20 protein-coding genes and 12 pseudogenes are annotated in these 26,950 nt (G+C 71.7%); 8 read left to right on the top strand and 24 right to left on the bottom strand.

Translation table 11 applies throughout. From position 1 onward, the window contains the following. Positions 1-38: 38 nt before the first annotated feature. Positions 39-578: pseudogene (locus tag L2X98_RS02890) on the bottom strand (GNAT family N-acetyltransferase). Next, positions 578-1,575, bottom strand: a pseudogene (gene galU, locus L2X98_RS02895) (UTP--glucose-1-phosphate uridylyltransferase GalU). Before galU ends, L2X98_RS02890 begins: the two co-directional pseudogenes overlap by 1 nt. A gap of 32 nt (positions 1,576-1,607) precedes the next feature. Between galU and L2X98_RS02900 the strand changes: the two are divergent. The 3 genes and pseudogenes from L2X98_RS02900 to mscL all read left to right on the top strand — a co-directional run bounded on the left by L2X98_RS02900 (position 1,608) and on the right by mscL (position 2,937). After that, positions 1,608-2,204, top strand: a pseudogene (locus L2X98_RS02900) (5-formyltetrahydrofolate cyclo-ligase). A 12-nt stretch (positions 2,205-2,216) separates the two neighbouring features. Next, a pseudogene (locus tag L2X98_RS02905) lies at positions 2,217-2,490 on the top strand (FmdB family zinc ribbon protein). Positions 2,491-2,526: 36 nt separating this feature from the next. Beyond that, the gene (mscL, locus tag L2X98_RS02910; RefSeq protein WP_259612261.1) at positions 2,527-2,937 is read left to right on the top strand and encodes a large conductance mechanosensitive channel protein MscL; all 411 of its coding nucleotides are present in this window, start codon (positions 2,527-2,529) and stop codon (positions 2,935-2,937) included. A 1-nt stretch (position 2,938) separates the two neighbouring features. On the opposite strand, the gene L2X98_RS02915 is transcribed toward mscL, so the two are convergent. From L2X98_RS02915 to L2X98_RS02935, 5 genes are read right to left on the bottom strand one after another with little or no spacing between them, the layout of a single operon-like run. After that, positions 2,939-3,139: a hypothetical protein gene (locus L2X98_RS02915; protein ID WP_259612262.1), complete on the bottom strand. Its 201-nt coding sequence runs from the start codon at positions 3,137-3,139 to the stop codon at positions 2,939-2,941. After that, positions 3,129-4,172 (bottom strand): hypothetical protein, encoded by a 1,044-nt coding sequence (locus tag L2X98_RS02920; RefSeq protein ID WP_259612263.1) that lies wholly within the window; start codon positions 4,170-4,172, stop codon positions 3,129-3,131. The genes L2X98_RS02915 and L2X98_RS02920 overlap by 11 nt, the downstream gene beginning before the upstream one ends. Continuing rightward, positions 4,130-4,870 (bottom strand): DEAD/DEAH box helicase family protein, encoded by a 741-nt coding sequence (locus L2X98_RS02925; RefSeq protein ID WP_259612264.1) that lies wholly within the window; start codon positions 4,868-4,870, stop codon positions 4,130-4,132. The genes L2X98_RS02920 and L2X98_RS02925 overlap by 43 nt, the downstream gene beginning before the upstream one ends. Continuing rightward, positions 4,819-6,234 (bottom strand): DEAD/DEAH box helicase family protein, encoded by a 1,416-nt coding sequence (locus tag L2X98_RS02930; RefSeq protein ID WP_259612265.1) that lies wholly within the window; start codon positions 6,232-6,234, stop codon positions 4,819-4,821. The genes L2X98_RS02925 and L2X98_RS02930 overlap by 52 nt, the downstream gene beginning before the upstream one ends. Then, a complete protein-coding gene (locus L2X98_RS02935; protein WP_259612266.1) occupies positions 6,183-6,572 on the bottom strand; it encodes a hypothetical protein in 390 nt (129 codons plus the stop codon). Before L2X98_RS02935 ends, L2X98_RS02930 begins: the two co-directional genes overlap by 52 nt. A 525-nt stretch (positions 6,573-7,097) precedes the next feature. Between L2X98_RS02935 and L2X98_RS02940 the strand changes: the two genes are divergently transcribed. The 3 genes from L2X98_RS02940 to L2X98_RS02950 all read left to right on the top strand — a co-directional run bounded on the left by L2X98_RS02940 (position 7,098) and on the right by L2X98_RS02950 (position 9,902). Then, a complete protein-coding gene (locus tag L2X98_RS02940; RefSeq protein ID WP_259612267.1) occupies positions 7,098-7,580 on the top strand; it encodes a methylated-DNA--[protein]-cysteine S-methyltransferase in 483 nt (160 codons plus the stop codon). Positions 7,581-8,743: 1,163 nt separating this feature from the next. Further along, entirely contained in the window at positions 8,744-9,520 is a 777-nt protein-coding gene (locus L2X98_RS02945; protein ID WP_259612268.1) for a helix-turn-helix transcriptional regulator, read from the top strand. 34 nt (positions 9,521-9,554) lie between these two features. Next, positions 9,555-9,902: a histone-like nucleoid-structuring protein Lsr2 gene (locus L2X98_RS02950; protein WP_259613165.1), complete on the top strand. Its 348-nt coding sequence runs from the start codon at positions 9,555-9,557 to the stop codon at positions 9,900-9,902. A gap of 24 nt (positions 9,903-9,926) precedes the next feature. On the opposite strand, the gene L2X98_RS02955 is transcribed toward L2X98_RS02950, so the two are convergent. From L2X98_RS02955 to L2X98_RS03000, 10 genes and pseudogenes are all read right to left on the bottom strand, one after another. Then, positions 9,927-11,108 (bottom strand): alkylhydroperoxidase domain protein, encoded by a 1,182-nt coding sequence (locus L2X98_RS02955; RefSeq protein ID WP_259612269.1) that lies wholly within the window; start codon positions 11,106-11,108, stop codon positions 9,927-9,929. Continuing rightward, the gene (locus L2X98_RS02960) at positions 11,105-11,371 is read right to left on the bottom strand and encodes a hypothetical protein (RefSeq protein WP_259612270.1); all 267 of its coding nucleotides are present in this window, start codon (positions 11,369-11,371) and stop codon (positions 11,105-11,107) included. The genes L2X98_RS02955 and L2X98_RS02960 overlap by 4 nt, the downstream gene beginning before the upstream one ends. A 327-nt stretch (positions 11,372-11,698) precedes the next feature. After that, positions 11,699-11,962, bottom strand: a complete 264-nt coding sequence (locus tag L2X98_RS02965; RefSeq protein WP_259612271.1) for an LLM class flavin-dependent oxidoreductase — start codon at positions 11,960-11,962, stop codon at positions 11,699-11,701. 178 nt (positions 11,963-12,140) lie between these two features. Then, positions 12,141-12,431, bottom strand: coding sequence for an ATP-binding cassette domain-containing protein (locus tag L2X98_RS22080; RefSeq protein WP_259612272.1), 291 nt, complete (start codon positions 12,429-12,431; stop codon positions 12,141-12,143). A gap of 52 nt (positions 12,432-12,483) precedes the next feature. After that, positions 12,484-12,864 (bottom strand): annotated as a pseudogene (locus L2X98_RS22085) (ATP-binding cassette domain-containing protein); the annotation flags it as partial. Further along, positions 12,861-13,031, bottom strand: a complete 171-nt coding sequence (locus L2X98_RS02980; protein WP_259612273.1) for an ABC transporter ATP-binding protein C-terminal domain-containing protein — start codon at positions 13,029-13,031, stop codon at positions 12,861-12,863. The pseudogene L2X98_RS22085 and the gene L2X98_RS02980, both read right to left, overlap by 4 nt. A 63-nt stretch (positions 13,032-13,094) precedes the next feature. After that, positions 13,095-13,721 (bottom strand): ATP-binding cassette domain-containing protein, encoded by a 627-nt coding sequence (locus tag L2X98_RS02985; RefSeq protein ID WP_259612274.1) that lies wholly within the window; start codon positions 13,719-13,721, stop codon positions 13,095-13,097. After that, on the bottom strand, positions 13,718-14,575 hold the full coding sequence (locus tag L2X98_RS02990) for a branched-chain amino acid ABC transporter permease (RefSeq protein ID WP_259613166.1): 858 nt from the start codon (positions 14,573-14,575) through the stop codon (positions 13,718-13,720). The genes L2X98_RS02985 and L2X98_RS02990 overlap by 4 nt, the downstream gene beginning before the upstream one ends. Positions 14,576-14,776: 201 nt before the next feature. Continuing rightward, positions 14,777-15,534: pseudogene (locus L2X98_RS02995) on the bottom strand (branched-chain amino acid ABC transporter permease); the annotation flags it as partial. Between the two features lie 7 nt (positions 15,535-15,541). Further along, positions 15,542-16,567: pseudogene (locus L2X98_RS03000) on the bottom strand (ABC transporter substrate-binding protein); the annotation flags it as partial. Between the two features lie 318 nt (positions 16,568-16,885). On the opposite strand from L2X98_RS03000, the pseudogene cysK reads away from it, so the two are divergent. Together cysK and epsC are read left to right on the top strand one after the other, a co-directional pair. Beyond that, positions 16,886-17,824: pseudogene (gene cysK / locus L2X98_RS03005) on the top strand (cysteine synthase A). 1 nt (position 17,825) lies between these two features. Then, positions 17,826-18,394, top strand: a pseudogene (gene epsC / locus L2X98_RS03010) (serine O-acetyltransferase EpsC). On the opposite strand, the gene L2X98_RS03015 reads toward epsC, so the two are convergent. The 7 genes and pseudogenes from L2X98_RS03015 to lysA form a co-directional block, all read right to left on the bottom strand. Next, positions 18,385-18,801 carry a hypothetical protein gene (locus L2X98_RS03015; RefSeq protein ID WP_259612275.1) on the bottom strand — a complete coding sequence of 139 codons (417 nt, stop codon included), beginning with the start codon at positions 18,799-18,801 and terminating at the stop codon, positions 18,385-18,387. The pseudogene epsC and the gene L2X98_RS03015 sit on opposite strands and share 10 nt — an antisense overlap. Positions 18,802-18,827: 26 nt before the next feature. Further along, a complete protein-coding gene (gene prfA, locus L2X98_RS03020; RefSeq protein WP_259613167.1) occupies positions 18,828-19,910 on the bottom strand; it encodes a peptide chain release factor 1 in 1,083 nt (360 codons plus the stop codon). A gap of 24 nt (positions 19,911-19,934) precedes the next feature. Next, positions 19,935-21,820: pseudogene (gene rho, locus L2X98_RS03025) on the bottom strand (transcription termination factor Rho). A 192-nt stretch (positions 21,821-22,012) separates the two neighbouring features. Further along, positions 22,013-22,962 (bottom strand): annotated as a pseudogene (gene thrB, locus L2X98_RS19880) (homoserine kinase). A gap of 18 nt (positions 22,963-22,980) precedes the next feature. Continuing rightward, positions 22,981-24,069, bottom strand: a pseudogene (gene thrC, locus L2X98_RS03040) (threonine synthase). 2 nt (positions 24,070-24,071) lie between these two features. Continuing rightward, on the bottom strand, positions 24,072-25,403 hold the full coding sequence (locus L2X98_RS03045; RefSeq protein ID WP_259612278.1) for a homoserine dehydrogenase: 1,332 nt from the start codon (positions 25,401-25,403) through the stop codon (positions 24,072-24,074). Further along, positions 25,400-26,809, bottom strand: coding sequence for a diaminopimelate decarboxylase (gene lysA / locus L2X98_RS03050; protein WP_259612279.1), 1,410 nt, complete (start codon positions 26,807-26,809; stop codon positions 25,400-25,402). The genes L2X98_RS03045 and lysA overlap by 4 nt, the downstream gene beginning before the upstream one ends. Positions 26,810-26,950 lie beyond the last annotated feature (141 nt).

Here is a 26,950-nt window from a genome sequence, read left to right on the forward strand (position 1 = left end):
CGGCGACGATGCCGCCCGCACGGACCGCGAGTGCGGCTTCAGGCAGACAGACGATCCGCCGGCGGGATGGCCGCGGCATCCTGCGGGGCGCGCCCCGCCACCCACCGGGCCAGCACCCCCTCGGGGACCTCGTCCCGCACCAGCGCGAAGGCGTAGTGGTCGCGCCAGTCGCCGTCGATGTGGATGTAGCGCCGCCGCAGCCCTCATACCGGAACCCGAGCTTGGCGACCACGCGCAGGCTGGCCTTGTTCTCGGGGCGGATGCAGATCTCCATCCGGTGCAGGCGCATCTCGGTGAAGCAGATGTCGGTGGCCAGCGCGACCGAGATCGGCGTGATGCCGCGGCCGGCGAACCGCTCGCTGACCCAGTAGCCGATCGTCGCCGAGGCCAGCGAGCCGCGGGCGATCCCCCACACGTTCAGCTGTCCGGCCAGCTGCCCGTCCCACTCCATCACGAACGGCACGCCGTTCCCGTCGCGGTACTGCTGGCAGCCGGCGGATGCCCAGCCGCATGTCCAGCGACACCGGCCCGTCCGGGCTGGTGGCCTCCCACGGGCGCAGCCATCCGCGGTTGGCCATCAGCTCGTGCTGCAGTGCGCGCGCGTCCTTGGCGCGGACCAGCCGGATTGACACGGCCCCGTACTGGTGCGGGTCGGTGAGATCCACGTCGCCCCCTCGGCCCGGGCGGCTACAGTGTCGCCGCGAACTCCTGCGAGCCATGGGCGCAAGCTCGGGCCGAGATCCTCACGGTCTGCGGCCAGCTCGCACGATGGCCTTGATGTAGTCCAGCCTATCGCCGGTGTCGTAGCGCCGCCCGCGGAACACGACGCCGTACACCCCGGCGCCCGGGTCGGCCGCGAGCTCCTGCAGAGCATCGGTCAGCTGGATCTCGCCGCCCTTGCCCGGCTTGCGTGCGCTCGAGGATCTCGAAGACCTCGGGCGGCAGCACGTAGCGGCCGATGACGGCGAGGTTGGACGGCGCCTCCTCGGCGGTGGGCTTCTCCACCAGGCCGGTCACCCGCACGACATCGGGGTCGTCGGTCGGCTCGACGGCGGCCGCGCCGTACAGGTGGATCTGCGCCGGGTCGACCTCCATCAGCGCGATCACGGTCGCGTTGTGCTTGTCGTACTCGCCGAGCATCTTCGGCAGCAGCGGGTCGCGCTCATCGATCAGGTCGTCGCCGAGCAGCACCGCGAACGGGTGGTCTCCGACGTGCGCCTTGGCCCGCCAGACCGCGTGCCCGAGGCCGCGCGGCTCACCCTGGCGCACCATGTGGATGTCGGCCAGATCGCTGGAGTACTGCACCTGCGCCAGCCGGTCGACATCGCCCTTGCGCTCGAGCGTGGACTCCAGCTCGGGCACCGAGTCGAAGTGGTTGGCGATGTTGTTCTTGTTGCGTCCGATGATGATCAGCACGTCCTGGATGCCGGAGTTCACGGCCTCCTCGACGACGTACTGGATCGCCGGCTTGTCCACGACCGGAAGCATCTCCTTGGGCATGGCCTTGGTGGCGGGCAGGAAGCGAGTCCCCAGACCTGCGGCCGGGATGACGGCCTTGAACGGCTTGTGCGGCATGGCAACATGCTAGCGACCGTAGACTCGAGTGCATGGCGGATCCGATAGATGACGCGAAGCGCGCCCTGCGCGCGGAGCTGCGCGAACGACGCCAGCTGCTGACGGAAGCCGCGCGCCGCGCGGCCGCGGAGGGCATCACCGCGCAAGCTGGACGCGCTGGTGGAATCCTTCGGCGCCCGGTCGGTCTCGTGCTATCTGTCCACCGCGACCGAGCCGGGAACGCGCGAGTTCGTCAACGCGGCCGTGGCCCGCGGCATCCGCGTCCTGCTGCCGATCACCCGCGTGGACGGACTCCTGGACTGGACCGTGGCCGACCCGGACGGCGACGTCGCCGAGGGCTGCTGGGCCTGCCCGAGCCGGTGGGCGAGCTGCTCGGGCCGATCGCGGTCAACGACGTCGACCTGATGATCATCCCGGCCGCCTCGGTCGACCGATCCGGCATGCGCCTGGGCTGGGGCCGCGGCTACTTCGACAAGACGCTCGGCTCGATCCAGAACTGCCCGCCGGTGTACGCCGTCGTCTACGACAGCGAACTCGTCGACGAGGTGCCCCGCGATCTGCACGATCAGCCGGTCACCGGAGTGGTCACCCCGACCCGCACCGTCGTCCTTGCGCCCGCCGGGCGCTGAAATCGGAGAACAATGCCCACCTACGCCTACGCCTGCAAGGAATGCGGTCACCGCTTCGACGCCGTCCAGTCGTTCGCCGAGCCCGCACTGACGGTCTGCCCGGAATGCGGCGGCCCGCTTGCGCAAGCAGTACGGATCCATCGGCGTGACCTTCAACGGGTCCGGCTTCTACCGCACCGACTCACGGAAAGCCCCGTCATCCGGCGATTCGAGCGGCGGTACCGCCGCCGCTGGTACATCATCGAAGCCGGAGACAAAAGCCTCCGCCGCATCAGCGGGCTCTTGACCCGGCCCAGGCCGGCACACTCTCGGGGGAACCGACGTGATCAAAGGCTTCAGGGAATTCATCACCAAGGGCAATGTCATCGACCTGGCCGTCGCAGTCGTCATCGGCGCTGCGTTCGCGGCGGTCATCAACGCGTTCGTCGAGGCGATCATCAACCCGCTGGTCGGGGCGTTCGTGCCCAGCGGCGACCTGGCCAAGTGGACGATCGACTTCCCCGGCATCTTCGCGACCGCCCACCTCGGCATCGGCGCGATCATCTCGGCGCTGATCACGTTCCTGGCCACGGCGCTGGTGGTCTACTTCGTGCTGGTCCTGCCGATGAACAGATACAAGGAGCGTCGCGCGGCCAAGCTCGCTGCCGGCGTCGTCGAGGAGGAGCCCGCCCTTCCCAGCGAGCAGGAGCTGCTGGTGCAGATCCGCGACCTGCTGGAGAAGCCGCGGTCCTGACTCAGTAGTGCGGCGGCTTCTCCTGCCGCATCCGCTCGTCATTCGGACCGGTCCCCGTCGACTCCTCGTCGGCGGGGACCGGTTCGTTCGTCGTCCCCGGCGCCGGGGTCAGCTTCGCCCGCCGCGACCCGCGCACCCGCACGATGCGCTGGTGGTCGCCGTCCCGCGACGCACCCTCGGGCGGAACCTGCTCAGTCGACATCGATCGGCTGGGTGTCGGCATCCGACGTCGGCGACTCGGGATTCACACCGAGGATCCCGGCGATGCGCCGGGCGACGTCGGCCGGATCGCTGTACAGGTCGAACGAGTGCACGCGCACGTAATGCCAGCCCAGGCGCCGCAGCACCTGCGGGCGCAGGCGCAGCGCCTCGCGCAGCGAGCCCGAGCCGGTCTCGGGGTCGCTCTCGGCGACCACGGCCTTGCCGCCGTACTGCGCGACCAGCGGCAGCAGTCCGCGGTAGTGCACGTCCACCGAGACGCCCAGGCGCCGCAGCTCGCGCGCCAGCGCCAGGGTCAGCGGGTCGGCGAGGTCCTCCAGCCGTGCCTCACGGGCGCGGGCGGCGATCCCGCCGAGCACGGTCATCAGCGTCGCGGCGCCGTGCTCGAGACGTCCGTCGTCGAACGCGGACGGACGGATGCACGACACCAGCACCATCGACCGGCGGGCCCGGGTCATCCCGACCGTGAGCAGCCGCTCGCCGTCGGGGGTGGACAGATCGCCGAAGTCGCTGAGCACCCGGCCGTGTCGGGTCAGGCCGAACCCGAGGGAGAAGATCACCCGGTCGCGGCTCTCGGCCACCGACTCCTCGAGAGTGAGCACGGCGAACGGCTCGGCCGTGTCGCGCGAGACGAAGTCGGCGACGTCCGAACGGCCGGCGAACGCCGAATCGACGGCGACGCGGACCCGTTCCGCATGCTTGGGGCTCGCGGTGACCACCATGAGGGTCTCGCGCGGACGGTTCACGGCGTGCTCGACGACCAGGGTCACCACCCGGGCGACCTCGGCGTCCGGGCTCTCCACCGCCCCGCTGTCCGCGTCGGGCGCGCCGGATCCGCCCTCGACATAGTCCACCGAGAGACTGCCACGGCCGAGGTACGAGCCTGCCCAGGGCAGCGATGCGAGCTCGCCGCCGTAGAACGCGTCGTTGACCAGGGCGGCCAGGTCCTCGCCCCCGGCGCGATAGCTGCGGGTCAGGGTCTCGACCGGCACCAGCTCGGCGAGGCGCGCGAACACGCTGGTGGCGTCGAACGGCTCGTCGTCCTCGGCCGGCTCGTCGCCGGGACCGGGGCGGCCGGCGGCGATGCGGAACGGGGTGGGCCTTGCGTGACCGGGTCGCCGAAGGCGACCACCTGGCGTGCCCGGCGCAGCGCGGGCGCCGCCTCGGCCAGCGACAGGGCACCGGCATCCGCCACCAGGACCACGTCGAACCGGACGGTGTCCGGGATCAGCGGGATGTCGTACGGCGAGGCGATCCACGCCGGGACGAGCGTGTCGGTCAGCTCCGGCGCGATGCGCGTCACCTGGTCGGCGGTCACGTCGCCGAGCTTGAGCGCCCGCTTCAGAGCGGCGGCCTCGTCGGCGTGATCGACGATGCCGATGCGCCACTGGGTCGCCAGCCGCGCGGCCAGCAGGGGGCCGGATGCCGCAACGTGCGCCTCGTCGACGAGCCGGAAATCGCGCTCCAGCCGGTCGACCACGGCGGTGTTCGCACCCAGCAGCGCCCGGTCGCTGCGCAGCACGTGCTCCAGAGCGGACTGCCACCAGGCGTACTCCAGCTCGGCCCGCACCCGGTCCTCGGGCACGTGTCGCACACTCAGCTCGACCAGCAGCGGCTCCAGACCCATCCGCGCGAGCTCGGCGCGCAGCGTCGCCCGCTCGATCAGGTTGTCGAAGTACTCCGAATCGGCGGCCAGTCCCGCCAGGCTGCGCACGAGACCGGGGGCCGGCAGCGTCGACAGGCGCGCAGCATCCGTCCGCCCGAGGACCGCATCCAGCTCTTCCAGCCCCGCCTGCGTCCGCTGCCACAGGGCCCAGACGTCGCCGAGCCCGACCGGGACGCCCGGGGCCGACAGTGCCGCCTCGGCGTACCTCTCCCACTCGGTGCGCTGGCGCTGGATCCGCACGAGGGACTCGTACATGTCGGGCACGTGCACGCCCGGGCGCACGTACTCGCGGGCCAGGCGACGCAGCCGTCGGCGGTCGGCCGCCGACAGCTTGCCCGGCGTCGCGGCGCGGACCGTGCGCCTGGATGAGCTCGGTCAGCCCCCGTTCGAACACCGTCGGGCTGAACTTGTCGAGCGAGTCGCGGATGCCCTGCAGGAGCCGCAGGTACGCGCCGAGCTCGGCGATCGTGGCGAACGGCCGCATGCGCGTCTGCGCGATCAGCTCGTACCCGCGCTCGAGCAGCGCCGGCACGTCCTCGCGATGCAAGCCGGCGGGCGAGCGCGTGCGCGGCGCGGGCGTCCTCGGTCGAGCCGAACGTCACCCCGTACCAGGCCGAGTCGTCCGGGCCGAAGCGGAATTCGCCCAGCCGCGCCGCCGCGACGAGCTTGTCGGCGGCCTCGGCGCGCGCGTTCTTCAGCCGCTCGAGCGTCGCCGAGTCGAAGCGGGTGGTGGCCGCAGCCGGCTGATGCGTGGCCGCCAGTGCGGTCAGCTCACGGACGATCTCCAGCGCCGAGACGCCCAGCTCGCTGCGGTCGGCGGTCAGCGCGCGCCGGTAGTCGCGCAGCACCGTGCGCAGGCGGACCAGGGCGTCGTCGATGTCGGAGGTGCGCGGCTGGGCGGCCTTCTCGTTGCGGCCGATCGCGCGGATCAGATCACGCCGCAGGTGCACGGGCGAGACGGCCAGTCCGCCCAGTCCGATCCCTGCGAGGCGGTGACGGACCCCCTCGAGGGTGGACCGGCGCGCGCTGACCACCAGCACGCGCTTGCCGTCGTCGATGAGCGCGCCGAGCGCATTGATCACGGTCTGGGTCCCGCCGGTGCCCGGCAGCGTGTGCACCACCAGCGACTGGCCGTCGGTGATCCGGGCCAGGACGTCCTCCTGCTCGGCATCCGCGTCCAGGAGGAAGGTGTCGGATGCCGGGGGCCGCTCGTCCGGGTCGGTGACCGCGGGGCGCGCCCGGTGCAGAGCGAGCAGCTCACGATCGTCGCGGTGCCCGCCGAGGGCGTTCAGCACCGGGTGGTCCAGTCGCGCGAGATCGCGCGACATCCGCGCCCCGATGTCGCCGAACGTGGAGACGATCAGCCGCGGGCGGACGCTGAAGGACGGGATGTGCGCGGTGAGCTGACGCAAGCCGGTCGATCACCGGCTGCGGGTTGAACACGCCGCCGGCCGTGGCCAGCGCCGCCAGATGGGCGCCGTCCAGCTTGCACCCCGAACTGGGTGGCCAGCGCCCGGACCAGCTCGGGGTTGGCGGTGAAGGACCCGTGCAGCTTGACCTCGAAATCGGTGTGGTGCCGGCGGATGGCGGTGGGGCGCAGCAGGATCGGCGCGCAGTACGCCCGGTCGCCGTCGGCCCAGGTGGCCAGCCCCACGGCCAGCCGGACGACATCCAGTCCGCGGGCGGTGCGCAGCTCGACGTTCTTCGTCGCCACCTGGGCGGCGGCCCGGCGAGCGCCGCGCAGCCCCACCTCGTCGCGGAAGAGGTTCGACAGGAGCGTGGAGCGCCCCGTGATGAACTGCGGAAGGCTGCCCGGGTGCGCCTTGGTGATCTCGATGCCGGCGTCGATCGCGTCCGAGAACTGGCAGCGACGTGGAGCGTCCGCCGAGTTCGGCGGCCTGGGCGCGGATGCGCTCGCGCTCGGGCTCTGCCACGTGCATCACGCTCACCCCCGGCTCGGAGAGCATGAGCGACGCCGGCGTCACCCCCGCCGCGATCGGGTCATCCTCCGCGCCCACCAGAGCGCTGCTCCAGCTCGCCACACAGACACACCCTAAGCGCGCAGGGTGGGCGCAAGCCGGGAGCGCGGGCGAGTTTCGCCGGATTGCACGGACACGCCGGGCTGATCGGCCGTTCCTCCCCAGGTCGCCAGGGACCGGCCTTCGACCCGACTTGTCCACCGATCGGCTCTCTCGGCCTCGGTCGTTCGGCGGCCCTTGCCAGGATGGACCCATGATGCACGCGACCTTCACCGTCCACCCGTCTCCCGTCGGGGATGTGCTCCTCGCGTTCACCGAGGCCGGCCTGGTCACCGCGCACGTCCTGCGCGGGGACGACGACGAGCGCGACGTCGACGCGCAGGTGGCCGCGCTCACCGTCGCGCTGCACACGCTGCCCGGGTCGCGACGACGCCGGAGCCGACGACGTCCGCCGCCAGCTCGACGAGTACTTCGCGGGCACCCGGCGGGCGTTCGCGCTCACGCTGGACTGGCGGCTGACCCGCGGTTTCGCCCAGGCTGCGCTGGAGTCGGTGTGCGACATCCCCTACGGCGAGACGGCCGGGTACGGCGAGGTGGCGGCGATGGCCGGCCACCCCCGTGCCGCGCGCGCCGTCGGCAACGCCTGCGCGCACTCGCCGTTCTCGATCGTCGTGCCCGTGCATCGCGTGGTCCGCGCCGACGGATCGATCGGCGGCTACGGCGGCCGCGCCGAGGTCAAGCGCTTCCTGCTGGAACACGAGCGCGCAGCAGGCGAGTAGGCCGCCCGCCGCGCGACCCGGCCCCGGACCCGTCCGGGGCCGCGTCGTGTCCGGGCCGGTGTTGTCGTGTCGACGCGCGGCGTCGTGTCCCGACTTCGTGTCGCCGCGTCGTGTCGCGGCATCACGTCCGGGTGTCGCGTCGCCGCGTCGCGTCCCGGGCGTCGCGTCGCAGCGTCGCGTCCCGGGCGTCGCGTCGCAGCGTCGTGTCCCGGGCGTCGCGTCGCAGCGCGCTCATGTTGCCGCGTCATGTCGACGCGCGTCGCGGTCATGTTGCCGCCGCGTAACGGCGCTCGCGCTGCGTCTCCCGCTCGCGCTGTCCTTTCCGCTCGCGCTATCCCTTTCGACTCGCGCTGTCTCTTTCCGCTCGCGCTATCCCTTTCGACTCGCGCTGTCCCTTTCCGCTCGCGCTGTCGGCTTTTCGGCGGCATGAGCGTCGCGCTATCGTTTCCCGCATTCGCGCCCGAAAGAATCACGCGCGAATGCAGAAGTCGATAGCGCGTGATCTCCGCAGAGTCATCCCACCGTCGAGATCCCCCACTCATCCAGTCGATATCTCATCCAGTCGATATCTCATCCCGGCGGTCCTTTCGCGCGGTCGATTCCCGCTCGCTGCTGATTCCCGTTCGCGCGGTCGATTTCCGGTCGCGCTGCCCCTTTTATCGATGCGATGACAGTCGCGCTATCGTTTCCCGCTTTCGCGCCCGAAAGAAACATGCGCGAATGGCGAAAACAGCAGCGCGAACCCAGCGGGGCCGCCGGCGAGCGCGACGCGGGCGCGGGGCAGGCGAGGCGCGGGCGAGAGGGCGAGGCGCGGGGCGGGGCCGCCGGCGGGCGCGGGGCGGGCGAGCGGGCGAGGCGCGGCGCGGGGCCGCCGGCGGGCGCGGGGCGGGGGCGACGCGGGCGAGCGGCGGGCGAGGCGCGAGGCGCGGCGCGGGGCCGCCGGCGAGCGCGGCGCGGGGGCGGGGGCAGGGGCGGCGACGGCGACGGCGACGGCGACGGCGAGGGCGAGGGCGAGGGCGATGGCGATGGTAGCGTCGAGGCCACGAAGAGCGCGACATCCGGAAGCCACATCCGGATGCGACGTCGGAAGCAGGCAGCGCGTGCGAGCAGCGTCACCCGGTCGGTCCACGGCGGATCCCGATGCGGACCTCGTCGCGCGCGCGGTGGCCGAGCTCCCGCGCCGGACGCGCTTTCCGGTGGCCTTCGGCGGGATGCTGCGGGACGGCGCGGTGCACGTCAGCGCCGTCGCCGGCGCCCGCACCCGCCACCTGCAGGGCCTGATCGTGGCCGCTGGCCGCGGCCTCGGCGGGCGGGCGGTGGTCGAGACGCGCCCGCGGCTGACGCTGGACTATCGCACGGCCAAGGGCATCACCCACGACTACGATCCGATGGTGCTCGGCGAGGGCATCGCCACCCTGTTCGCGGTGCCGGTGATCGTGGCCGGCAGTGCGCGCGGCGTGCTCTACTGCGGCTCGTGGGGACAGGCCCCGGTCAGCGACCTGGCCGCCCGCCCGGCCTTCGCGATCGCCGACGACCTCGCTGCCGACCTGCGGTCACAGGAGGACGCGCGCCGCACCGCGGACCAGACGATGGCGCCGGCGGTGCAGGAGGAGCTGCGCGAGACATACGCCGAACTGCGCCGCGTCGCCGCCGACGTGCAGGACCCGCAGCTGCGGGCACGGCTGACGCAGATCGAGACGCGGCTGGCCGCGCTGTCGGCCCCGAGTCCGGGAATCCGGCTCGATGCCGGGCTGTCTCCGCGCGAGATCGACGTGCTCGCCTGTGCGGCACTCGGTGCCACGAATGGCGACATCGCATTGTCCCTCGGATTGCGCGAGGGGACGGTCAAGTCCTATCTGGCCTCCGCGATGTCGAAATTGAATGCGTCGACCCGGTATTCGGCGGTGGCCACCGCCCGGCGTGCCGGAATCCTTCCTTGACGCAATTGAATATCCGGCCGATAAGATATCCGTCATGGCTCGCAAAATCATTCATCAGCTCGTCGACGACATCGATGGCGCCGTTCTGGACCCGGGATCGGGCCAGACCGTGCTGTTCTCGCTCGATGGCGTCGCATACGAGATCGATCTGACCGACGAGCACGCCGCGCAGCTGCGTGACGCGCTGTCGTCGTATGTGTCGGCGGCGCGGGCCGTGTCCGGTCGCGGCGGTCGGCGCCCGACGCAGTCCGGCGGACGCCAGCGTGCCGGCCAGCGCGACTACGCTCCCATCCGCGCCTGGGCCAAGGAGAACGGCTTCACCGTCTCGGACCGCGGCCGGGTTCCGGCATCCGTCCTGGACGCCTACGACGCCGCGCACTGACTCCCGCCGACCGTCCCGCCGACATCACTGCGGCGCGGTCGGCTCGCCGAGTGAGAGCATCAGCCGGTTCGCCCAGTTGAAGAACGCGGCGGCGTGGATGACGTCGGCGATCGCCAGATCGTCCAGCCCCACGTCTCGCAGCGCCCGCACATGTGCGGTGCCGAACACCGGCGGCGTGGCCGTCAGTGCGGCGGATGCCTCGATGACAGCCGTCCAGCGGGGGTCCTGAGCGCCGTCGATCCCCTCGTCCAGCAGGCGCTGCACATCGTCGCGGCGCTTGGAGTGGAACGACGCGAAGCGGGAGTGCACCGACGCGCAGAACAGGCAGCCGTTCACACGGGATGCCGTGGCGGCGGCCAGTTCGCGCTCGGCCCGTCCGAGTCCGGCATCCTCGTTGTAGAAGATGTCGTTGTCGGCCCGGGTGCGCGCGCCGAGGATCGCCGGGTCGCGCACGAGCAGGCGGAAGTACGGGTTCGACGCGCGCGAGCGCTCCACCAGCGCGGCGTAATGCTCGTCGGTCAGTTCTTCCTCGGGCAGCGGCGGCAGCCACGGCGCCCAGCCCAGCATGTCCTGGGTGAAAGTGTTCACGGCGGGTGCGGGCATGGTCAGGCCTCCTGGAGGGCACGCAGGCCGGCGACCACGCGCAAGCTGGAAGTGGACGAACGAGACGAGCTGCGAGAGCGTGACGATGCCGGTGTCGGACCACCCGGCCTCGCCGAGCCGTCCCAGTGCCGCGCGATCGGCATCCCGCGGCCGATAAGTCAGCAGATGCGCGTGCTCCAGCGCGGCGGCCAACCGCCCGCCGACCGTCGCGCGCAGCGGCGCGGACGCGGTCCAGTGCGGACCGTCCTCGTCCTCGATACTGAGCGGACCGGGCGGATACGCGCCGTACGGGCCGATGGCGACCGCCTCCGGCAGCGCGGTCTCGAGCGCGGCATCCACGTCCGGGGCGGCCTCGGCCAGTGCCCGGCGGTGCGGCTCCGCCGTCGCGGCCGCCCCGGCGAGGGCGGCGGTCCACGCCGCGATGGTGTGTCGCTCGATCACCGACACCTGGCTCGCGTCGGTGGGGACGAACAGCGCGGTGTGCGCGAGCTGGGCGTTCTCCCGCGCGGCGGGCCGGGCCCGTCGCAGCGCGTCGGCGTCGGATCCCGCACCGATCCCGGCGAGCGCGTCGATCACATCCGGCGCGTCTGTCCCGGCGCTCATCCGCGTCCTCCCACCGGTGCGGCGGCCCGCGCGCCGGCCGGCGCCCAGCCGAGGGCGGGCGCGACGGTGCCGGCGATCAGCTGGATCGATCGCACCACCAGCTCGTGCGCGGGATCGACCGGATGCGCCTGGAAGACGATGTCGCTCGCCTCCCGCAGCACCGCGTCCGACGCCAGCTGCGCGATCACCTCGTCCGGCGTGCCGATGTGCACGTCCAGGATGGCCAGCGCCTGCGCAGTGGTCGCCCCGGACGGGATCTCCACCCGCTCGCAAGCGCATACGGCAGCGCCCGCTCGAGCCCGCGTTCGGCCAGGGCGCGTGCGGTGACCCGGTCGTCGGTGACGAACACACTGCGCGAGGCGAAGACGCGAGGACGGATGCCGGGGGCAGCGCCTCGCGGTACGCCTGGACGATCGGGGCCTGCACGGTGGACAGGTCCGGCTCGCCGTCGGTGCGGGGCTGGGTGCGCGAGAGCATGAGCCCGTGGCCGGCCGCGCCGATCCGCGCCGCGCCGGAGGCGGAGAACGTCGCCTCCCACAGCGTGGCGCGCAGCTCGGGCGCCGCCGGGTAGAGGGCGCCGCCGTCCGCGGTCAGCGTGGCCCCGGCCAGCGCCTCGTCCAGCCGGCGCAGATGATCCTGGTAGATCGCGGGGCGCTGCCCGGATCCTGATCGAACGGTGCGAACGCGCTGGGCGTGCCGCCGCTGCCCACGCCGAGTTCGAACCGGCCGCCGGACAGCCGCGCCAGCACCGCGGCATCCTCCGCCACCCGCAGGGGGTGGTCCAGCGGGAGCGTGACGATGCCGGTGCCGAGCGTGATCCGGCGTGTGAGGGCGGCGGCGTAGCCGAGCAGCACGAACGGCGAGGGCAGCCGCCCTCGTCGCGGTGGAAGTGGTGCTGGGCCACCCAGGCGGTGTCGTAGCCGACGCGCTCGGCCGCTGCGATCTGCTCCACCGCGAAGCGGTAGCGATCCGCGGCGGGCGCGTCCTCGAGGACCCGGGTGAAGAACCCCAGTCGCTGACGGTCGGTAAGTGTCATCTGTTCCTCCCGAGGTAGGCCTCTTGGATGTGCGGGTCGTCCAGCAGCGCGTCGGCCGGCCCGGCCAGGGCGATCTCGCCGGTGGCCAGCACGTAGCCGCGCTCGGCGATCGACAGGGCCAGCTCGGCCTGCTGCTCGACCAGCAGCACCGCCACGCCGAGTTCGACGTTCAGCCGCACGATCTCGTCGAGCACCTGGTCGACGAGCTTCGGCGACAGCCCCATGGTGGGCTCGTCCATGCAGATCAGCCGCGGCCGGCTCATCAGCGCGCGGGCGAATGCGAGCATCTCGCTGCTCGCCGCCGGAGAGGGTGCCGGCGTGCTGGCGGCGCCGCTCGGCCAGCCGCGGGAAGTGCACGCGCATCCGCTCCACGTCGGCGGCGATCCCGTCGCGGTCGCGGCGGGTGTAGGCGCCGGCCAGCAGGTTCTCGTCGACCGTCATCTCCGGGAAGATGCGGCGCGACTCGGGCACGGACGCGATCCCGGCGGCGATCCGGGCGGGCGTGGGCAGGGTGGTGATCGGCCGCCCGTCGAACGCGATGGTGCCGGCACGCACCCGGTTCAGCCCGAGGATCGTCTTCATCGTGGTGGACTTGCCCGAGGCGTTGCCACCCAGAAGACTCACGATCTCGCCCTCGCCGACATCCAGGCTCACCCCGCGCAGGGCGTGGAATGCGCCGTAGTACACGTCGACCGCATCCAGGCTCAGCAGCGCGTTCATGCGACGCCCTTCCGCTCGCGCCGTCGGCCGAGGTAGGCCTCGATGACCGCCGGCTCCCGGCGCACGTCGTCGGGCGAACCGGATGCCACGACCCGGCCGCCGTCCATCACGATGACCCGATCCGACAGGGTCATGACCAGATCGATCTTGTGCTCCACCAGCAGCATGGTCTGCCCCTGCGCCTTCAGCTCGAGGGCAAGCCTCGAGCACTTCGGCGGTCTCGCTCTGGTTCATCCCGGCCGTCGGCTCGTCCAGCACCAGGAGCGTCGGCTGCAAGCGCCAGGGCACGGGCGATCTCGGTGCGGCGCCGGTTGGCGTACGACAGGGTGTAGGCGAAGTCGTCGGCCCGCGGCTGCAGGCGCGACCCGAAGCGGCCGAGTTCGGCGTCGACGGCGGCCGACATCCGTTCCTGCTCCCGGCGCGCGGCCGGCGTCGGCACCAGGGCGACGACGAGCTCGGCCACCAGCGCGATCCAGCGCAAGCCCGAACACGGTGGACAGCCGGCGGAACGGCCGGATCGCGGTGAGGGTGGAGTGCAGGCCGACCTCGACGTTGTCGCGCACCGACAGCGCGCCGAAGACCCGGCCGTTCTGGAACGTGCGGGCGATCCCCGCATCGGCGATCGCGGCCGGCCCCTTCCCGTCGATGCGCCGGCCCTCCAGCTCGATCTGGCCGGCGTCGGGTCGGAGCGTGCCGGCGATCAGGTTCAGCGTGGTGGTCTTGCCCGACCCGTTGGGTCCGATGATCGAGACGACCTCGCCCCGATCCACCTGCAGGCTCACGTCGTCGACGGCCTGGACGCCGGCGAACCGACGGTGCAGACCGGATGCCGCCAGCAGCGGCGTGCGCGCGCTCATGCGCTCCTCACCCACAATCCCCCGGGACGGAACCGGACCACGAGGATCACCGCGAGGCCGTAGAGGATGACGCGCGCCTCCGGGGCGATGCGCAGCACCTCCATCGCGCCGATGAGCACGATCGAGCCGAGGACGGCGCCGAACGGCGCGTTCACCCCGCCCAGCACGACGATCGTCAGCACGAGCAGCGACATGTTCAGGGAGAACACGTCGGGGTCGATGTACGTGTACTGGTAGGCCAGCAGCACGCCGCCGATCCCCGCGAAGAACGCCGAGACCGCGAATGCGAGCGCCTTGTAGTCGCGGCCGCGCACGCCCGAGGCGAGTACCGCCGTCTCATCCGAGCCGGTCGCCGAGATCACCCGGCCGAGGTGCGAGCGGCGCAGGCGGGTGACCACCAGCAGCGTGACCAGCAGCAGGACCACCGAGATGAGGTAGGACGCGAGCGGGGTGTTCAGACTGAGCGAGCCGATCGTCGGCGCCGGGATGCCGTAGAGCCCGTAGACGCCGCCGGTGATCGGCTCGGCGACCCGGATCAGGGCGACGGTGACGATGCCCAGCCCCAGCGTGGCGATCGAGATGTAATGCCCCTTGACCCGCCACAGCGGCGCCGACAGCACCGACGCCACGACGGCGGCGACCAGGCCGCCGATCGGCAGCGCCGCCCAGAACGACCAGCCCAGGCTCATGGTCAGCAGCGCCGACGTGTACGCGCCCACGGCGATCGGCCCGGCCTGCCCGAGCGCGATCACCCCGGCCTGGCCGGTGGTCACCGTGAAGGCGACGGCGATCAGCGCGTAGACGGCCACCTGTGCGCCGACGGTGAGCAGATAGCGGTCGCCGAACAGCGGCATCAGCACGCCGCCGGCCACGATCGCCGCCACCACCGCCCACACCGGCAGGCGGATGGGTCGGCCGCGTCCGAGGAAGGTGCCGGTCAGCGGCTCGGCCGGGATCGCCGGGGTGCGGCCGAGGATCCCGCCCGGGCGGATCAGCAGCACGAGGATGAGCACCGTGAACGTGATGATGTCGTGCACGCCGTCGCCGAACCACGACACCGCGAACGCCTCGCCGACGCCGAGCAGGAATCCGCCGATCACCGCACCCGGGATCGAGCCCAGACCCCCCAGGGTCGCGGCCACGAACGCGGTCAGCCCCTGCGTGGTGCCCATGGTCGGCGAGACCGTGGAGGTGTACAGCGCCACGAACACACCTGCGAGTCCCCCAGGGCCGAGGCGATGAAGAACGAAAGGTTCTGGATCCGCCCGACCGGGATGCCCATCTGCAGCGCGGCATCCGGGTCCTGCGCGGTGGCCCGGATCGCCCGGCCGTTGCGGCCGAACTTCAGGTAGGCCGCCAGCCCCGCCATCACCACGATCGTGATCGCGAACATGACCACGTCGGAGGTGCCCAGCCGCAGCCCGCCCAGCTGCAGGTTGCCGGTGGGCAGCACGTCGGGGAAGGGGCGCACCCGCGGTCCGAAGCCCCACTGCGACAGGCTGTCCAGGATCTGTGCGGCCGCATAGGTCGCCAGCAGCGCGGCGATCGGCAGATAGCGGGCCAGCGGACGGACCACGGTGATGTTTATCAGCACCCCCAGCAGGCCGGTCAGGGCCAGCACCGCGACCAGGGCGAGCGGGAACGGCCAGGCGAGCTGGACGACGAAGAACCAGGCGAGCATCGCGCCGAGTCCGAACACGGACATGTGCGCGAAGTTCACCACGTTCGTCACCCCGAAGATCAGCGAGATCCCGATCGCCACCAGGGCGTACGCGTTGCCGTGCAGCAGGCCGGCGATGAAGGTGTCGAGCATGGGCCGGTCACTCGTTGAGGACGAACGAGCCGTCCTTGAGGATGAGCTCCTTCAGCGAGGGGCTGTCCGGGCGCCGGGTCTGCGTGTCGAACGAGAACTCGCCCCACTGGATGCTGGGGAACGTGGTGGACTCGGTGAGGCCCTTCAGCACGCCTTCACGGGTGGCCCCGCCGGTGCGCGCGGCCTGCACGATGGTGGTCAGCGCGTCGTACGCGTACACCGAGAAGTCGCCGGGCACCTCGCCGTCCCATTTCTTCTCGAACGCGGCCACGAACTTCTGCACGGCCGGGCTCGGGTCATCGGCCACGAACGCGCCCGAGATGATGTCTCCCTCGGCGGACTTGGCCGCGCTCTGGGTGAACTCGGGCACATTCTGCCCGCCGAAGAACGGTCCGTCGAAGCCGACGGCGCGCAGCTGGTTGGCCACCAGTGCGCCGTCCGGCCCGTACCCGATGTGCACCACGGCATCCGGATGCGCGTCCCGGGCCTGGATCAGGATCGGCCGGAAGTCCGTGCCGTCCGGCTGGAATGCCGCCGACGAGACGATGTCCAGCCCGTCCTTGGCGGCGGCGTCCGTGAAGAAGCCGTACGCGCTCTTGCCCCAGTCGGTCTCCTGGTAGACCACGGCCACCCTCTTGGCATACTTGCGCACGGTCTTCGCGTTCCAGTCCTGGAAGAAGTCCTGCGTCAGCGAGGTGCTCCACTGATACTTGCTGCCCTTGAGGGTGAAGTCGGGGTTGGAGTTGGTGAAGCCGAACTGGACGAGCTTGCCGGCGGTGTAGATGGGGCTGGCCGCGATGGACGCGTTGGAGGAGAAGTCGCCGAGCTCGGCGATGATGTCGTTGTCGGCGACGAACTTCTGCGCGATCGCGGTGGACTGCTTCGGGTCGGACTGGCTGTCCTCCCACTCCAGCCGCACCTGCTTGCCGTCCACTCCCCCGGCGGCGTTGATCTCGTCCAGGGCCACGGCGAACCCTTCCTTCCACAGGCGCCCGTAGTCGGCCAGTTCGCCGGTCAGCGGCGCGGACACGCCGAAGGTGACGGTGTCGGAGGTCGTGTTCGCGCCGGTCGCCTGGGCCGAGAGGCTGCAAGCCGGCGAGGGCGCCGAGGGCGAGGATGCTGGCGCCGGTCAGCGCGATGCGGGAGATGATTCGGGGCATGCCGCCGACGATAGGCCGACGTCGGGCCGCCGCGGCGCGCGTGTCCACGTGTGACTTTCAGTGACGCAATGTGACGGCGGCCGTCCGACACATGCGCCGCGGACGCGGCCCGGCCGCTCTAGGCTGAGTGCCACACGTACCGACGACCCCGCACGTACCGACCCCGCACGTACCGACTGAGAGGCAGCCCGATGGCCGGCATCCACAACGACATCACCACGGCGTTCGGCCAGACCCCGCTGGTGCGGCTGAATCGCCTCACCGATGGGCTCGCAGGCCACTGTGCTGGCCAAGCTCGAGTACTTCAACCCGGGCTCGAGCGTGAAGGACCGTCTGGGCATCGCCCTGGTCGATGCGGCCGAGAAGGCGGGCGCGCTGGCGCCCGGCGGCACGATCGTGGAGTCCACCAGCGGCAACACCGGCATCGCCCTGGCGCTGGTGGGCGCCGCACGCGGCTACCGCGTCGTGCTGACCATGCCGGCGTCCATGTCGAAGGAGCGGCGCATCCTGCTCAAGGCGTTCGGCGCCGAGATCGTCCTCACCGACCCGCACAAGGGCATGACCGGCGCCCTCGCCGAGGCGGAGAGGATCGTGGCCGAAACGCCCGGCAGCATCCTCGCCCAGCAGTTCTCCAGCCCCGCGAACGCGCAGATCCACCGCACGACGACCGCCGAGGAGATCTGGCGCGACACCGACGGCGAGGTCGACGTGTTCGTGGCCGGCGTCGGCACGGGCGGCACGATCACCGGCGTCGGGCAGGTGCTCAAGGAGCGCCGCCCGGGCGTGAAGGTGGTCGCCGTCGAGCCGTCCGCCTCGCCGCTGCTGGGCGAGGGCCACGCCGGCCCGGCCAAGATCCAGGGCATCGGCCCGAACTTCGTTCCCCCGTGCTGGACACGGAGGTGTACGACGAGGTGATCGGCGTCGAGTTCGAGGATGCGCTGCGGGTGTCCCGGGAGCTCGCGGCCCAGGAGGGGATCCTGGCCGGGATGTCGGCCGGCGCCGCGGTGTGGGCGGCGCTGCAGATCGCCGCGCGCCCGGAGAGCGCGGGCAAGAACATCGTGGTCATCGTGCCGGACACCGGCGAGCGATACCTGTCCACCGCCCTGTTCGAGGATCTGCGCGAGGACTGAGATGGCTGTCATCGGCCGGATTCGTGAGGACCTCGCCGCCGCACGGTTGCGCGATCCGGCCGCGCGCAGCGCGGTCGAGATCGCGATGCTGTATCCGGGGCTGCACGCGGTCTGGGCGCACCGGGCCTGGCACGCGCTGTGGCGCCGGAAGATACGGTTCGCGGCCCGGGCCGGGTCGCAGCTCACGCGCTGGCTCACCGGCATCGAGATCCATCCCGGCGCGGTCCTGGGCCGGCGCGTGTTCATCGACCACGGCGCGGGGGTGGTGATCGGCGAGACCGCCGAGGTCGGCGACGATGTGCTGATCTACCACGGCGTGACGCTGGGCGGCCGGCAGCGCGAGGGAGGCAAGCGGCATCCGACCATCGGCGCGGGGGTGGCGATCGGCGCCGGCGCCAAGGTGCTCGGTCCCATCACGATCGGCGAGGGCTCGTGATCGGAGCGAATGCCGTGGTCACCAAGGATGCCCCGGCCGACAGCATCCTCGTCGGGATCCCGGCAAAGCCCCGGCCGCGCCGCGACGGCGAGCAGACCCGCGCGCTGCTGACGGCGCCCGAGTACTACATCTGAGACCGGCTCAGCCGGCCCGCCGGGCGGCGATCCTCTTCTTCAGGAACAGCCCGGGCAGCGGCCAGGTGGCAAGGGCCGTGACCACCCAGACGATCAGTGTGCCGAAGATCCACGCCGCAGGGCCGTCGATGCCGATGCCGGCGGCGGGCAGGCACGGCGATCAGCAGTGCCACGAAGGTCGAGACCAGGCCGATGCCGCCCAGGAGCGCCGGCGCGTGCCGGCGGGAGATCTTCACCAGCCACGGGGCGAGGATGCTCTGCAGGATCGCGAAGATCACGATCGCCAGGACGAAGCCCCACCAGTCGCTCCAGTGCAGGACAAATCCGGGGAGGACGAGGTCGGCCACGATCAGCCCCAGCGCCGCCGAGACCAGGAAGATGAGCGCACGGATGAGGAACGTGATCATGGCCCGAGCCTAGCGGCGCGGCGGTCTCACGCCTCGCCGTCGGCCAGGGCCGCCAGCCGTGCTTCCTCGTCTGCGGCGATGCACGAGTCGATGATCGGCTCGAGCGCCCCGTCCATCACCTGATCGAGGTTGTACGCCTTGTACCCGGTGCGATGGTCGGCGATCCGATTCTCCGGGAAGTTGTAGGTGCGGATGCGCTCGGACCGGTCCATGCCACGGATCTGCGAGTGGCGGGCGTCGGATGCCGCGGCGGCCAGCTCCTCCTGCTGCCGGGCCAGCAGCCGCGCCCGCAGCACGCGCATGCCCGCTTCGCGGTTCTGCAGCTGGCTCTTCTCGTTCTGCATCGAGACGACGATCCCGGTCGGGACGTGGGTGATGCGCACCGCCGAGTCGGTGGTGTTCACCGACTGCCCGCCGGGTCCGCTGGAGCGGTACACGTCGATCTTCAGGTCGTTCTGGCTGATCTCGATCTCGTCCGGCGCGTCGACCTCGGGGAAGACGAGCACCCCGGTGGTGGAGGTGTGGATGCGCCCCTGCGACTCGGTGGCCGGCACGCGCTGCACGCGATGCACGCCGCCCTCGTACTTCAGGTGCGCCCACACGCCCTGCGCCGGATCGGTCCCCGAGCCCTTGATCGCGACCTGGACGTCCTTGTAGCCGCCCAGGTCGGAGTCGTTGCGCTCCAGCAGCTCGGTCTTCCAGCCCTTCGAGGCCGCGTACTGCAGGTACATGCGCAGCAGGTCGGCGGCGAACAGCGCCGATTCGGCACCGCCCTCCCCCGCCTTGATCTCCATGATCACGTCGCGGGCGTCGTCCGGGTCGCGCGGGATCAGCAGTCGCCGCAGCCGCTCCTGCGCGGCGGCCCGCTGCTCTTCCAGCCCCGGCACCTCGGCCGCGAACGCGTCGTCTTCCTTCGCCAGCTCGCGGGCCGCGTCAAGATCATCGGATGCCGTGCGCCACGCGTCGTGCGCGGCGACGATCTTCGACAGCTCGGCGTAGCGGCGGTTGACCCGCTTCGCGCGGACCGCGTCGGCGTGCACCGCCGGGTCGCTCAGCTCCTCCTGGACGGCCCGGTGCTCATCGATCAGCGCCTTGACCGACTCGAACATGACGGGTTCGGACACGGACGCGCCTCAGCGGATGCTGTTCTCGTGCCCGTGGCTGTGGCCGCCGGCCGTGGGCGCCGGGATCGACTTCTGCATCTGCACGAGGAACTCGACGTTGGACTGCGTCTCCTTGAGCTTGCCCAGCACGACCTCCAGGGCCTGCTGCGGGTCCAGGCCCGCCAGGGCGCGGCGCAGCTTCCAGGTGATCTTGACCTCGTCGGGGTTCAGCAGCATCTCCTCGCGGCGGGTGCTGGACGCGTTCACGTCCACCGCCGGGAAGATCCGCTTGTCGGCCAGCTGGCGGCTCAGCCGCAGCTCGCTGTTGCCGGTGCCCTTGAACTCCTCGAAGATGACGTCGTCCATCTTCGAGCCGGTCTCCACCAGCGCGGTGGCCAGGATCGTGAGCGATCCGCCGTTCTCGATGTTGCGGGCGGCGCCGAAGAAGCGCTTGGGCGGGTACAGCGCCGAGGCGTCGACACCGCCGGTGAGCACCCGGCCGCTGGTGGGCGCGGAGATGTTGTACGCACGGCCGAGGCGCGTGATCGAGTCCAGGAGCACGACCACGTCGCGACCCAGCTCGACCAGGCGCTTGGCGCGCTCGATCGCCAGCTCGGCCACCGTGGTGTGGTCCTCGGCCGGACGATCGAAGGTCGAGGCGATGACCTCGCCCTTGACCGTGCGCTGCATGTCGGTGACCTCTTCGGGGCGCTCGTCCACGAGCACGACCATCAGGTGCACCTCGGGGTTGTTCGTCGCGATGGCGTTGGCGATCTGCTCGAGCACGATCGTCTTGCCGGCCTTGGGCGGGGCGACGATCAGGCCGCGCTGGCCCTTGCCGATCGGGGCGACCAGGTCGATGATCCGCTTGCGTCAGCTTCTCCGGCGCGGTCTCCAGGCGCAGGCGCTCCTGGGGGTACAGCGGCGTCAGCTTGCCGAATTCGACCCGGCCCGCAGCATCCTCGACGGACAGGCCGTTGACGGACTCCACCTTGACCAGGGCGTGATACTTCTGCCGGCCGGACTGCTCACCCTCGTGCGGTTGCTTGATCGCGCCGACGATCGCGTCGCCCTTGCGCAGGTTGTACTTCTTCACCTGGCCGAGCGAGACGTACACGTCGGTGGCGCCGGGCAGGTAGCCGGTGGTGCGCACGAACGCGTAGTTGTCCAGGACGTCGAGGATGCCGGCGACCGGGATGAGGACGTCGTCCTCGCTGATCTCGGTCTCGAACTCGTCGCCGGGCTGACCGCGCCGCTTGTTGCGCTGACGGCCGCGGGCGTTGGCGCCGGACTGGTCGTCGTCGTCGGTCGAGGCGTTCTGCTGGCCGCCGCTGCCGCTGCCGTTCCCGCTGCGGTTCCGGTTGCGGTTCCGATTGCGGTTGCGGTTGCGGCCGGACTGCTCACCGGACTCGGACTGCTCGCTCTCGGACTTGTCGGGCTTGTCCGACGTGTCGGGCTTGTCCGACGACTCCGACTTCGCGGGCTCGCTCTTCGCGGGCTCGCTCTTCGCGGGCTCGGCCTTCGTCGGCTCGGACTTCGCGGGCTCGGACTTCGTCGGCTCGGCCGGGGCGGCCTCGGTGCCGGCGGGCTCGGCCTTGGTCTGCTCGGTGCCGGCCTCGGCGGGCGCCTCGGCGTCGGCGGTCTTCTTGGTGGACGTGCGGCGTCCGCGAGCGGGCGCCTTCTTGACCGGTGCCTCCTCGGCGGGCGCCTGCTCGGTGGCAGGCCGGAGCGGACTCGACCGCGGGAGCCGGAGCGGACTCGACGGCCGCGGTGGCCGGAGCAGACTCGGTCGCCGGTGCGGCGGTGTCGGACTTGGCCCGGCGCGGGGCGCGCTTGCGCGGAGCCTTGGCGGGCTCGACGGCATCGGCGGCCGGCGCGGTGGATGCGTCGGCGTGGATCTCGGAGATGGACTCCACGAGTACTCCCTTGTGAAAACGAATGGATATGCATGACCGCACATGACGCCGTCATCGACGCGCGTCGGCAACCCCTCGACCGGGTCATGGACCGGGTACGGGCCTCCTGGGCCCGGACACGACGTTCACGTCGGCATCGGGTGCAGTGCGGGGGTTCGCAGAAATGCGATGGAGGTGGAGATTCTCGCGGTCCTACTTCGCGGGCGATGCAGGCTGCGGAGCATCCTCCATATGCTCTCTCACTGTACCACCCTTGAAGTCGACGGCGAGCATCAGCGGCTCCCAGGGCGTGTCCGTGACGGATGCCGCCAGCCGCGCCGCTTCGAGGCGGCGGCCGGGTCCGTCGGCCAGCACCAGGACGCTGGGCCCGGCGCCCGACAGCACCGCGGCGAAGCCGGCCGCGCGCAAGCGCGCGCACGAGCTGATCGGTGGCCGGCATCGCCTGCGCCCGGTAGTTCTGGTGCAGCTTGTCGTCGGTGGCCGCCAGCAGCAGCTCCGGGCTCTGGGTGAGGGCGGCGATCAGCAGCGCGGAGCGCGAGACGTTGAACACCGCGTCCTCGCGCGGCACCTGCAGCGGCGCCAGCTCGCGCGCGATGCTGGTCGGCATCGTGAACTCGGGGACGAACACGAGCGGCGAGACGCCCCGGTGGACCAGCAGCTTCTTGAACTGCGGACCGTTCTCATCCATCCACGCGATCGTCAGTCCGCCGAACAGGGCCGGCGCGACGTTGTCCGGATGACCCTCCAGCTCGGTGGCCAGACGGCAGCAGGGACGGGCCGAACTCGACGTCCCCGGTCAGCAGTCCCTGCGCGGCCAGCAGCCCCGCGACCACGGCCGCACCGGACGAGCCCAGTCCCCGGCCGTGCGGGATCACGATGTGCGTGGTCAGCGCGATGCCGGGCATGCGACGCCCGACCGCCTCGAACGCGTAGGCGATCGCGCGCACCACCAGGTTGGACGCGTCCCGCGGCACGGCGTCGGCCCCCGGGCCCTCGACCTCGATGCGCAGCTCGCCCTCGGGCAGGGCGCGCACGACCAGCTCGTCGTACACGCTCAGTGCCAGTCCGAGCGTGTCGAACCCCGGCCCCAGATTCGCGCTGGTGCCCGGGACGCGCACCGCGACGGCGCGTCCCGGCACCACCGGGGAGGACGGGTGCTCTCACGCGGTCGCCTCCGCGGGCTTCAGCGCGAGCACCTCGGCGACGGAGCGGGTCTCGGCATCCACGACCGTGGGCGTGACCTCGGATCCGTCCGCGTTGCGCAAGCGCCCACTGCGGGTCCTTCAGCCCGTGCCCGGTGACGGTGAGCACGACCTTGGCGCCCGCGGGGATGACGCCGGCCTCGGCGCGGTCCAGCAGTCCGGCGACGCTGATCGCCGACGCCGGCTCGACGAAGATGCCGACCTCGGCGGCCAGCAGCTTCTGCGCGGCCAGGATGCGGGTGTCATCGATCGCCCCGAACCAGCCGTTCGTGGCGTCCCTCGCCTCCAGGGCGAGATGCCACGAGGCGGGGTTGCCGATGCGGATGGCCGTGGCGACGGTCTCGGGCGCGGTGACCACCTCGCCGCGGACGATCGGTGCCGACCCCTCGGCCTGGAATCCGAACATGCGCGGCACCCGGGTGGCCACGCCGCGCTCGGCCTCTTCGCGATAGCCGCGGCTGTAGGCGGTGTAGTTGCCCGCGTTGCCGACCGGGATGAAGTGGAAGTCGGGCGCGTCGCCGAGCACCTCGACGACCTCGTAGGCGGCGGTCTTCTGCCCCTCGATGCGGTCGGGGTTGACCGAGTTGACCAGGTGCACCGGGTAGTTGTCGGCCAGCTCGCGGGCGATCTCGAGGCAGTCATCGAAGTTGCCGCGCACCTGGATGAGCCTGCCGTTGTGCGCGACGGCCTGACTCAGCTTGCCCATCGCGATCTTGCCCTCGGGAACGAGGACCGCCGCGGTGATGCCCGCGTGTGCCGCGTAGGCGGCCGCCGACGCGGAGGTGTTCCCGGTCGAGGCACAGATCACGGCCTTCGCACCGCGCTCGACGGCGCGGGAGAGCGCGACGGTCATGCCCCGGTCCTTGAACGAGCCGGTGGGGTTCATCCCCTCGTACTTCACCCAGACGTCCGCGCCGGTGCGGCGCGACAGCGACGGGGCCGGCAAGGCGGTGTGCCGCCCTCGCCGAGGGTGACCACCGTCGAGGCGTCGGTGACGCCGAGCCGGTCGGCGTATTCGCGGAGCACTCCGCGCCAGAGGTGTGCCATTGTCAGTCTCCTTCCACGCGCAGGACCGAGACGACGCGTTCGACCACGTCGTCCTCGGCGAGCCGCATGACGGTCTCGCTGAGGTCCTGCTCGACAGCTGTGTGTGTTCCGATCACGAGGCGGGCCGACCCCGCCTCGTCCGGCCCGGTGGGCTCGGCGATCGACTGTTCCACGGTGGCGATCGAGACCCGCCCGTCGGACAGGATGCCGGCGACCCGGGCGAGCACGCCGGGGCGATCGTCCACCTCGAGGGTGACCTGGTAGCGGGTCACCACCTTGCCGATGTCGACGGTGGGCAGGTTGGCCCGGGTCGACTCGCCCACCCCGGCGCCGCCGGCGATGTGACGCCGGGCCGCCGAGACCAGATCGCCGAGGACGGCGGACGCGGTCTGCATCCCACCCGCCCCGGCGCCGTAGAACATCAGATCGCCGGCGGCTTCGGCCTGCACGAACACGGCGTTGTTCACGCCGTGCACGGATGCCAGGGGGTGATCGCGAGGGACGAGGGCGGGGTAGACGCGGACCGAGATGGCCTCTGCACCGTCCGCGACATCCGCTCGGCCGCTCAGCCGCTCGCACACCGCGAGCAGCTTGATGACGTACCCCGCGTGCCGCGCGGCATCCATCATCCCCTTGGTGATGCCGGTGATCCCCTCGCGGTGCACCGCGTCCAGCGGCACCGTGGTGTGGAACGCGAGGCTGGCCAGGATGGCGGCCTTCTGCGCCGCGTCGTAGCCCTCCACGTCGGCGGTGGGATCGGCCTCGGCGTAGCCGAGTCGCTGCGCGTCGGCGAGCACCTCGGCCATCTCGGCCCCCTCGCCGTCCATCCGGTCGAGGATGTAGTTCGTGGTGCCGTTGACGATGCCCATGATCCGGTTGACCCGGTCGCCGGCCAGCGAATCGCGCAGCGGCCGGATGATGGGGATGGCGCCGGCGACGGCCGCCTCGTAGTACACGGACGCGCCGACCTGGTCGGCCGCATCGAAGATCTCGGTGCCGTGGGTGGCCAGCAGCGCCTTGTTCGCAGTGACCACGTCGGCGCCGGAGTTCAGCGCGAGCTGGATGTGCGCACGGGCCGGCTCGATGCCGCCCATCAGCTCGATCACGATGTCGCTGCCGACGATCAGCGTCTCGGCGTCGGTGGTCAGCAGCTCGCGGGGCAGTTCGACATCCCGCGGCGCATCCACGTCGCGCACGGCGATGCCGGCCAGCTCGAGCGCGGCGCCGGCCCGGTCGGCCAGCTCGTCGGCGTGCGTGTGCAGCAGGTGCGCGACCTGTGATCCGACCGCGCCCGCTCCCAGGAGCGCGACGCGGAGGCGGCGGTAGTCGATCATGCAGTCCCTTCCGATGCGACCCCGACATCCCGGCTGAGGATGTCGGCGATCGTCTCCCCGCGCACGATCACGCGGGCCTGGCCCGCGCGCACGGCGACCACGGCGGGTCGCGGCAGGTCGTTGTAGCTGCTGGCCAGCGAGAAGCAGTACGCCCCGGTCGCCGGCACGGCCAGCAGGTCTCCGGGCGTGACGTCGCCCGGCAGGTATTCGTGATCGACGACGATGTCACCGGATTCGCAGTGCTTGCCCACCACGCGCACCAGGGCGGGTTCGGCATCCGCCATCCGCGACGCGATCCGCGCCGAGTACTGCGCGCCGTACAGCGCCGGGCGGGGGTTGTCGCTCATCCCGCCGTCCACGCTCACGTACGTGCGCGTCCGGTCCGCGTCCAGGTGCACGGGCTTGACCGTGCCCACCTCGTACAGCGTGACCCCGGCTTGGCCGACGATGGCGCGGCCGGGTTCGAATGCGAGGTCTGGGATCGGGATGCCGCGGACCGCGCACTCGCGCGCGACCGCGTCCACGATCCCGGCCGCGAGCTGCTCGATCGGCTCCGGGGTGTCGGCGGCGGTGTAGGCGATGCCGAAGCCGCCGCCGAGGTTGAGCAGGGGCAGCTCGCCGTCCTCGCGCAGGCGCGCGTGCAGGTCGACCAGGCGCGCGGCCGACTCAGCGAAGCCGGCGGCGCCGAAGATCTGCGAGCCGATGTGGCAGTGCAGACCGAGCAGGTGCAGGGCGGACAGGTCGCGGATGCGCGCGACCACGGCGGGCGCGTCATCCATCGCGAACCCGAACTTCTGGTCCTCGTGCGCGGTGGCCAGGAAGTCGTGCGTCTCGGCGTGCACGCCGCTGTTGACGCGCACCAGGACGGGCTGGACCACATCGTGTCGGGCGGCCACTGCCGCGAGGCGCTCCACCTCGATCAGGCTGTCCACGATGATCGTGCCCACGCCCGCCGTCACGGCGCGCTCCAGCTCGGCGACGCTCTTGTTGTTGCCGTGGAACCCGATCCGGGCCGGGTCGGCGCCGGCAGCCAGGGCGACCTCGAGCTCTCCCCCGCTGCACACGTCGACCGCCAGCCCTTCCGCGGTGACCCAGCGGACGACCTCGGTGCACAGGAACGCCTTGCCGGCGTAGTAGACCCGGGCGCGGGTGCCGTGCGACGCGGCCGCCGCGGTGAAGGCGGCGAGGGTTCGTCGCGCGTGGGCGCGCACCTCGTCCTCGTCCACGACGTACAGCGGGGTGCCGTGGACGGCGCGCAGCGCTTGCACACCGACACCGCCGATGCGCAGCTCGCCATCGGCGTCGCGGGCGGCCGAGGCCGGCCAGATCCCGGCCGTGAGCGCATTCGCGTCGTCGGGAACGGCCAGCCATTCCGGTGCGGCGGCGGAGGAGTGCGAGGCGGACAAGGCGGGGACCAATCAGTGGATGCTTCGGCGCGGGGGTTCCGGAACGGATTCTCCGGTCGCTCCGCGTGCCTGAAGCGGCGCGCAGACGCATTCACCGGGTGTTGCCAGCAGTCTATGGCACCGGGCGCGTGCGCCCTTCTG

Origin of the sequence: Microbacterium elymi (genome assembly GCF_021582895.2) — a bacterium.
In the GTDB taxonomy this organism is placed as follows: domain Bacteria; phylum Actinomycetota; class Actinomycetes; order Actinomycetales; family Microbacteriaceae; genus Microbacterium; species Microbacterium humicola.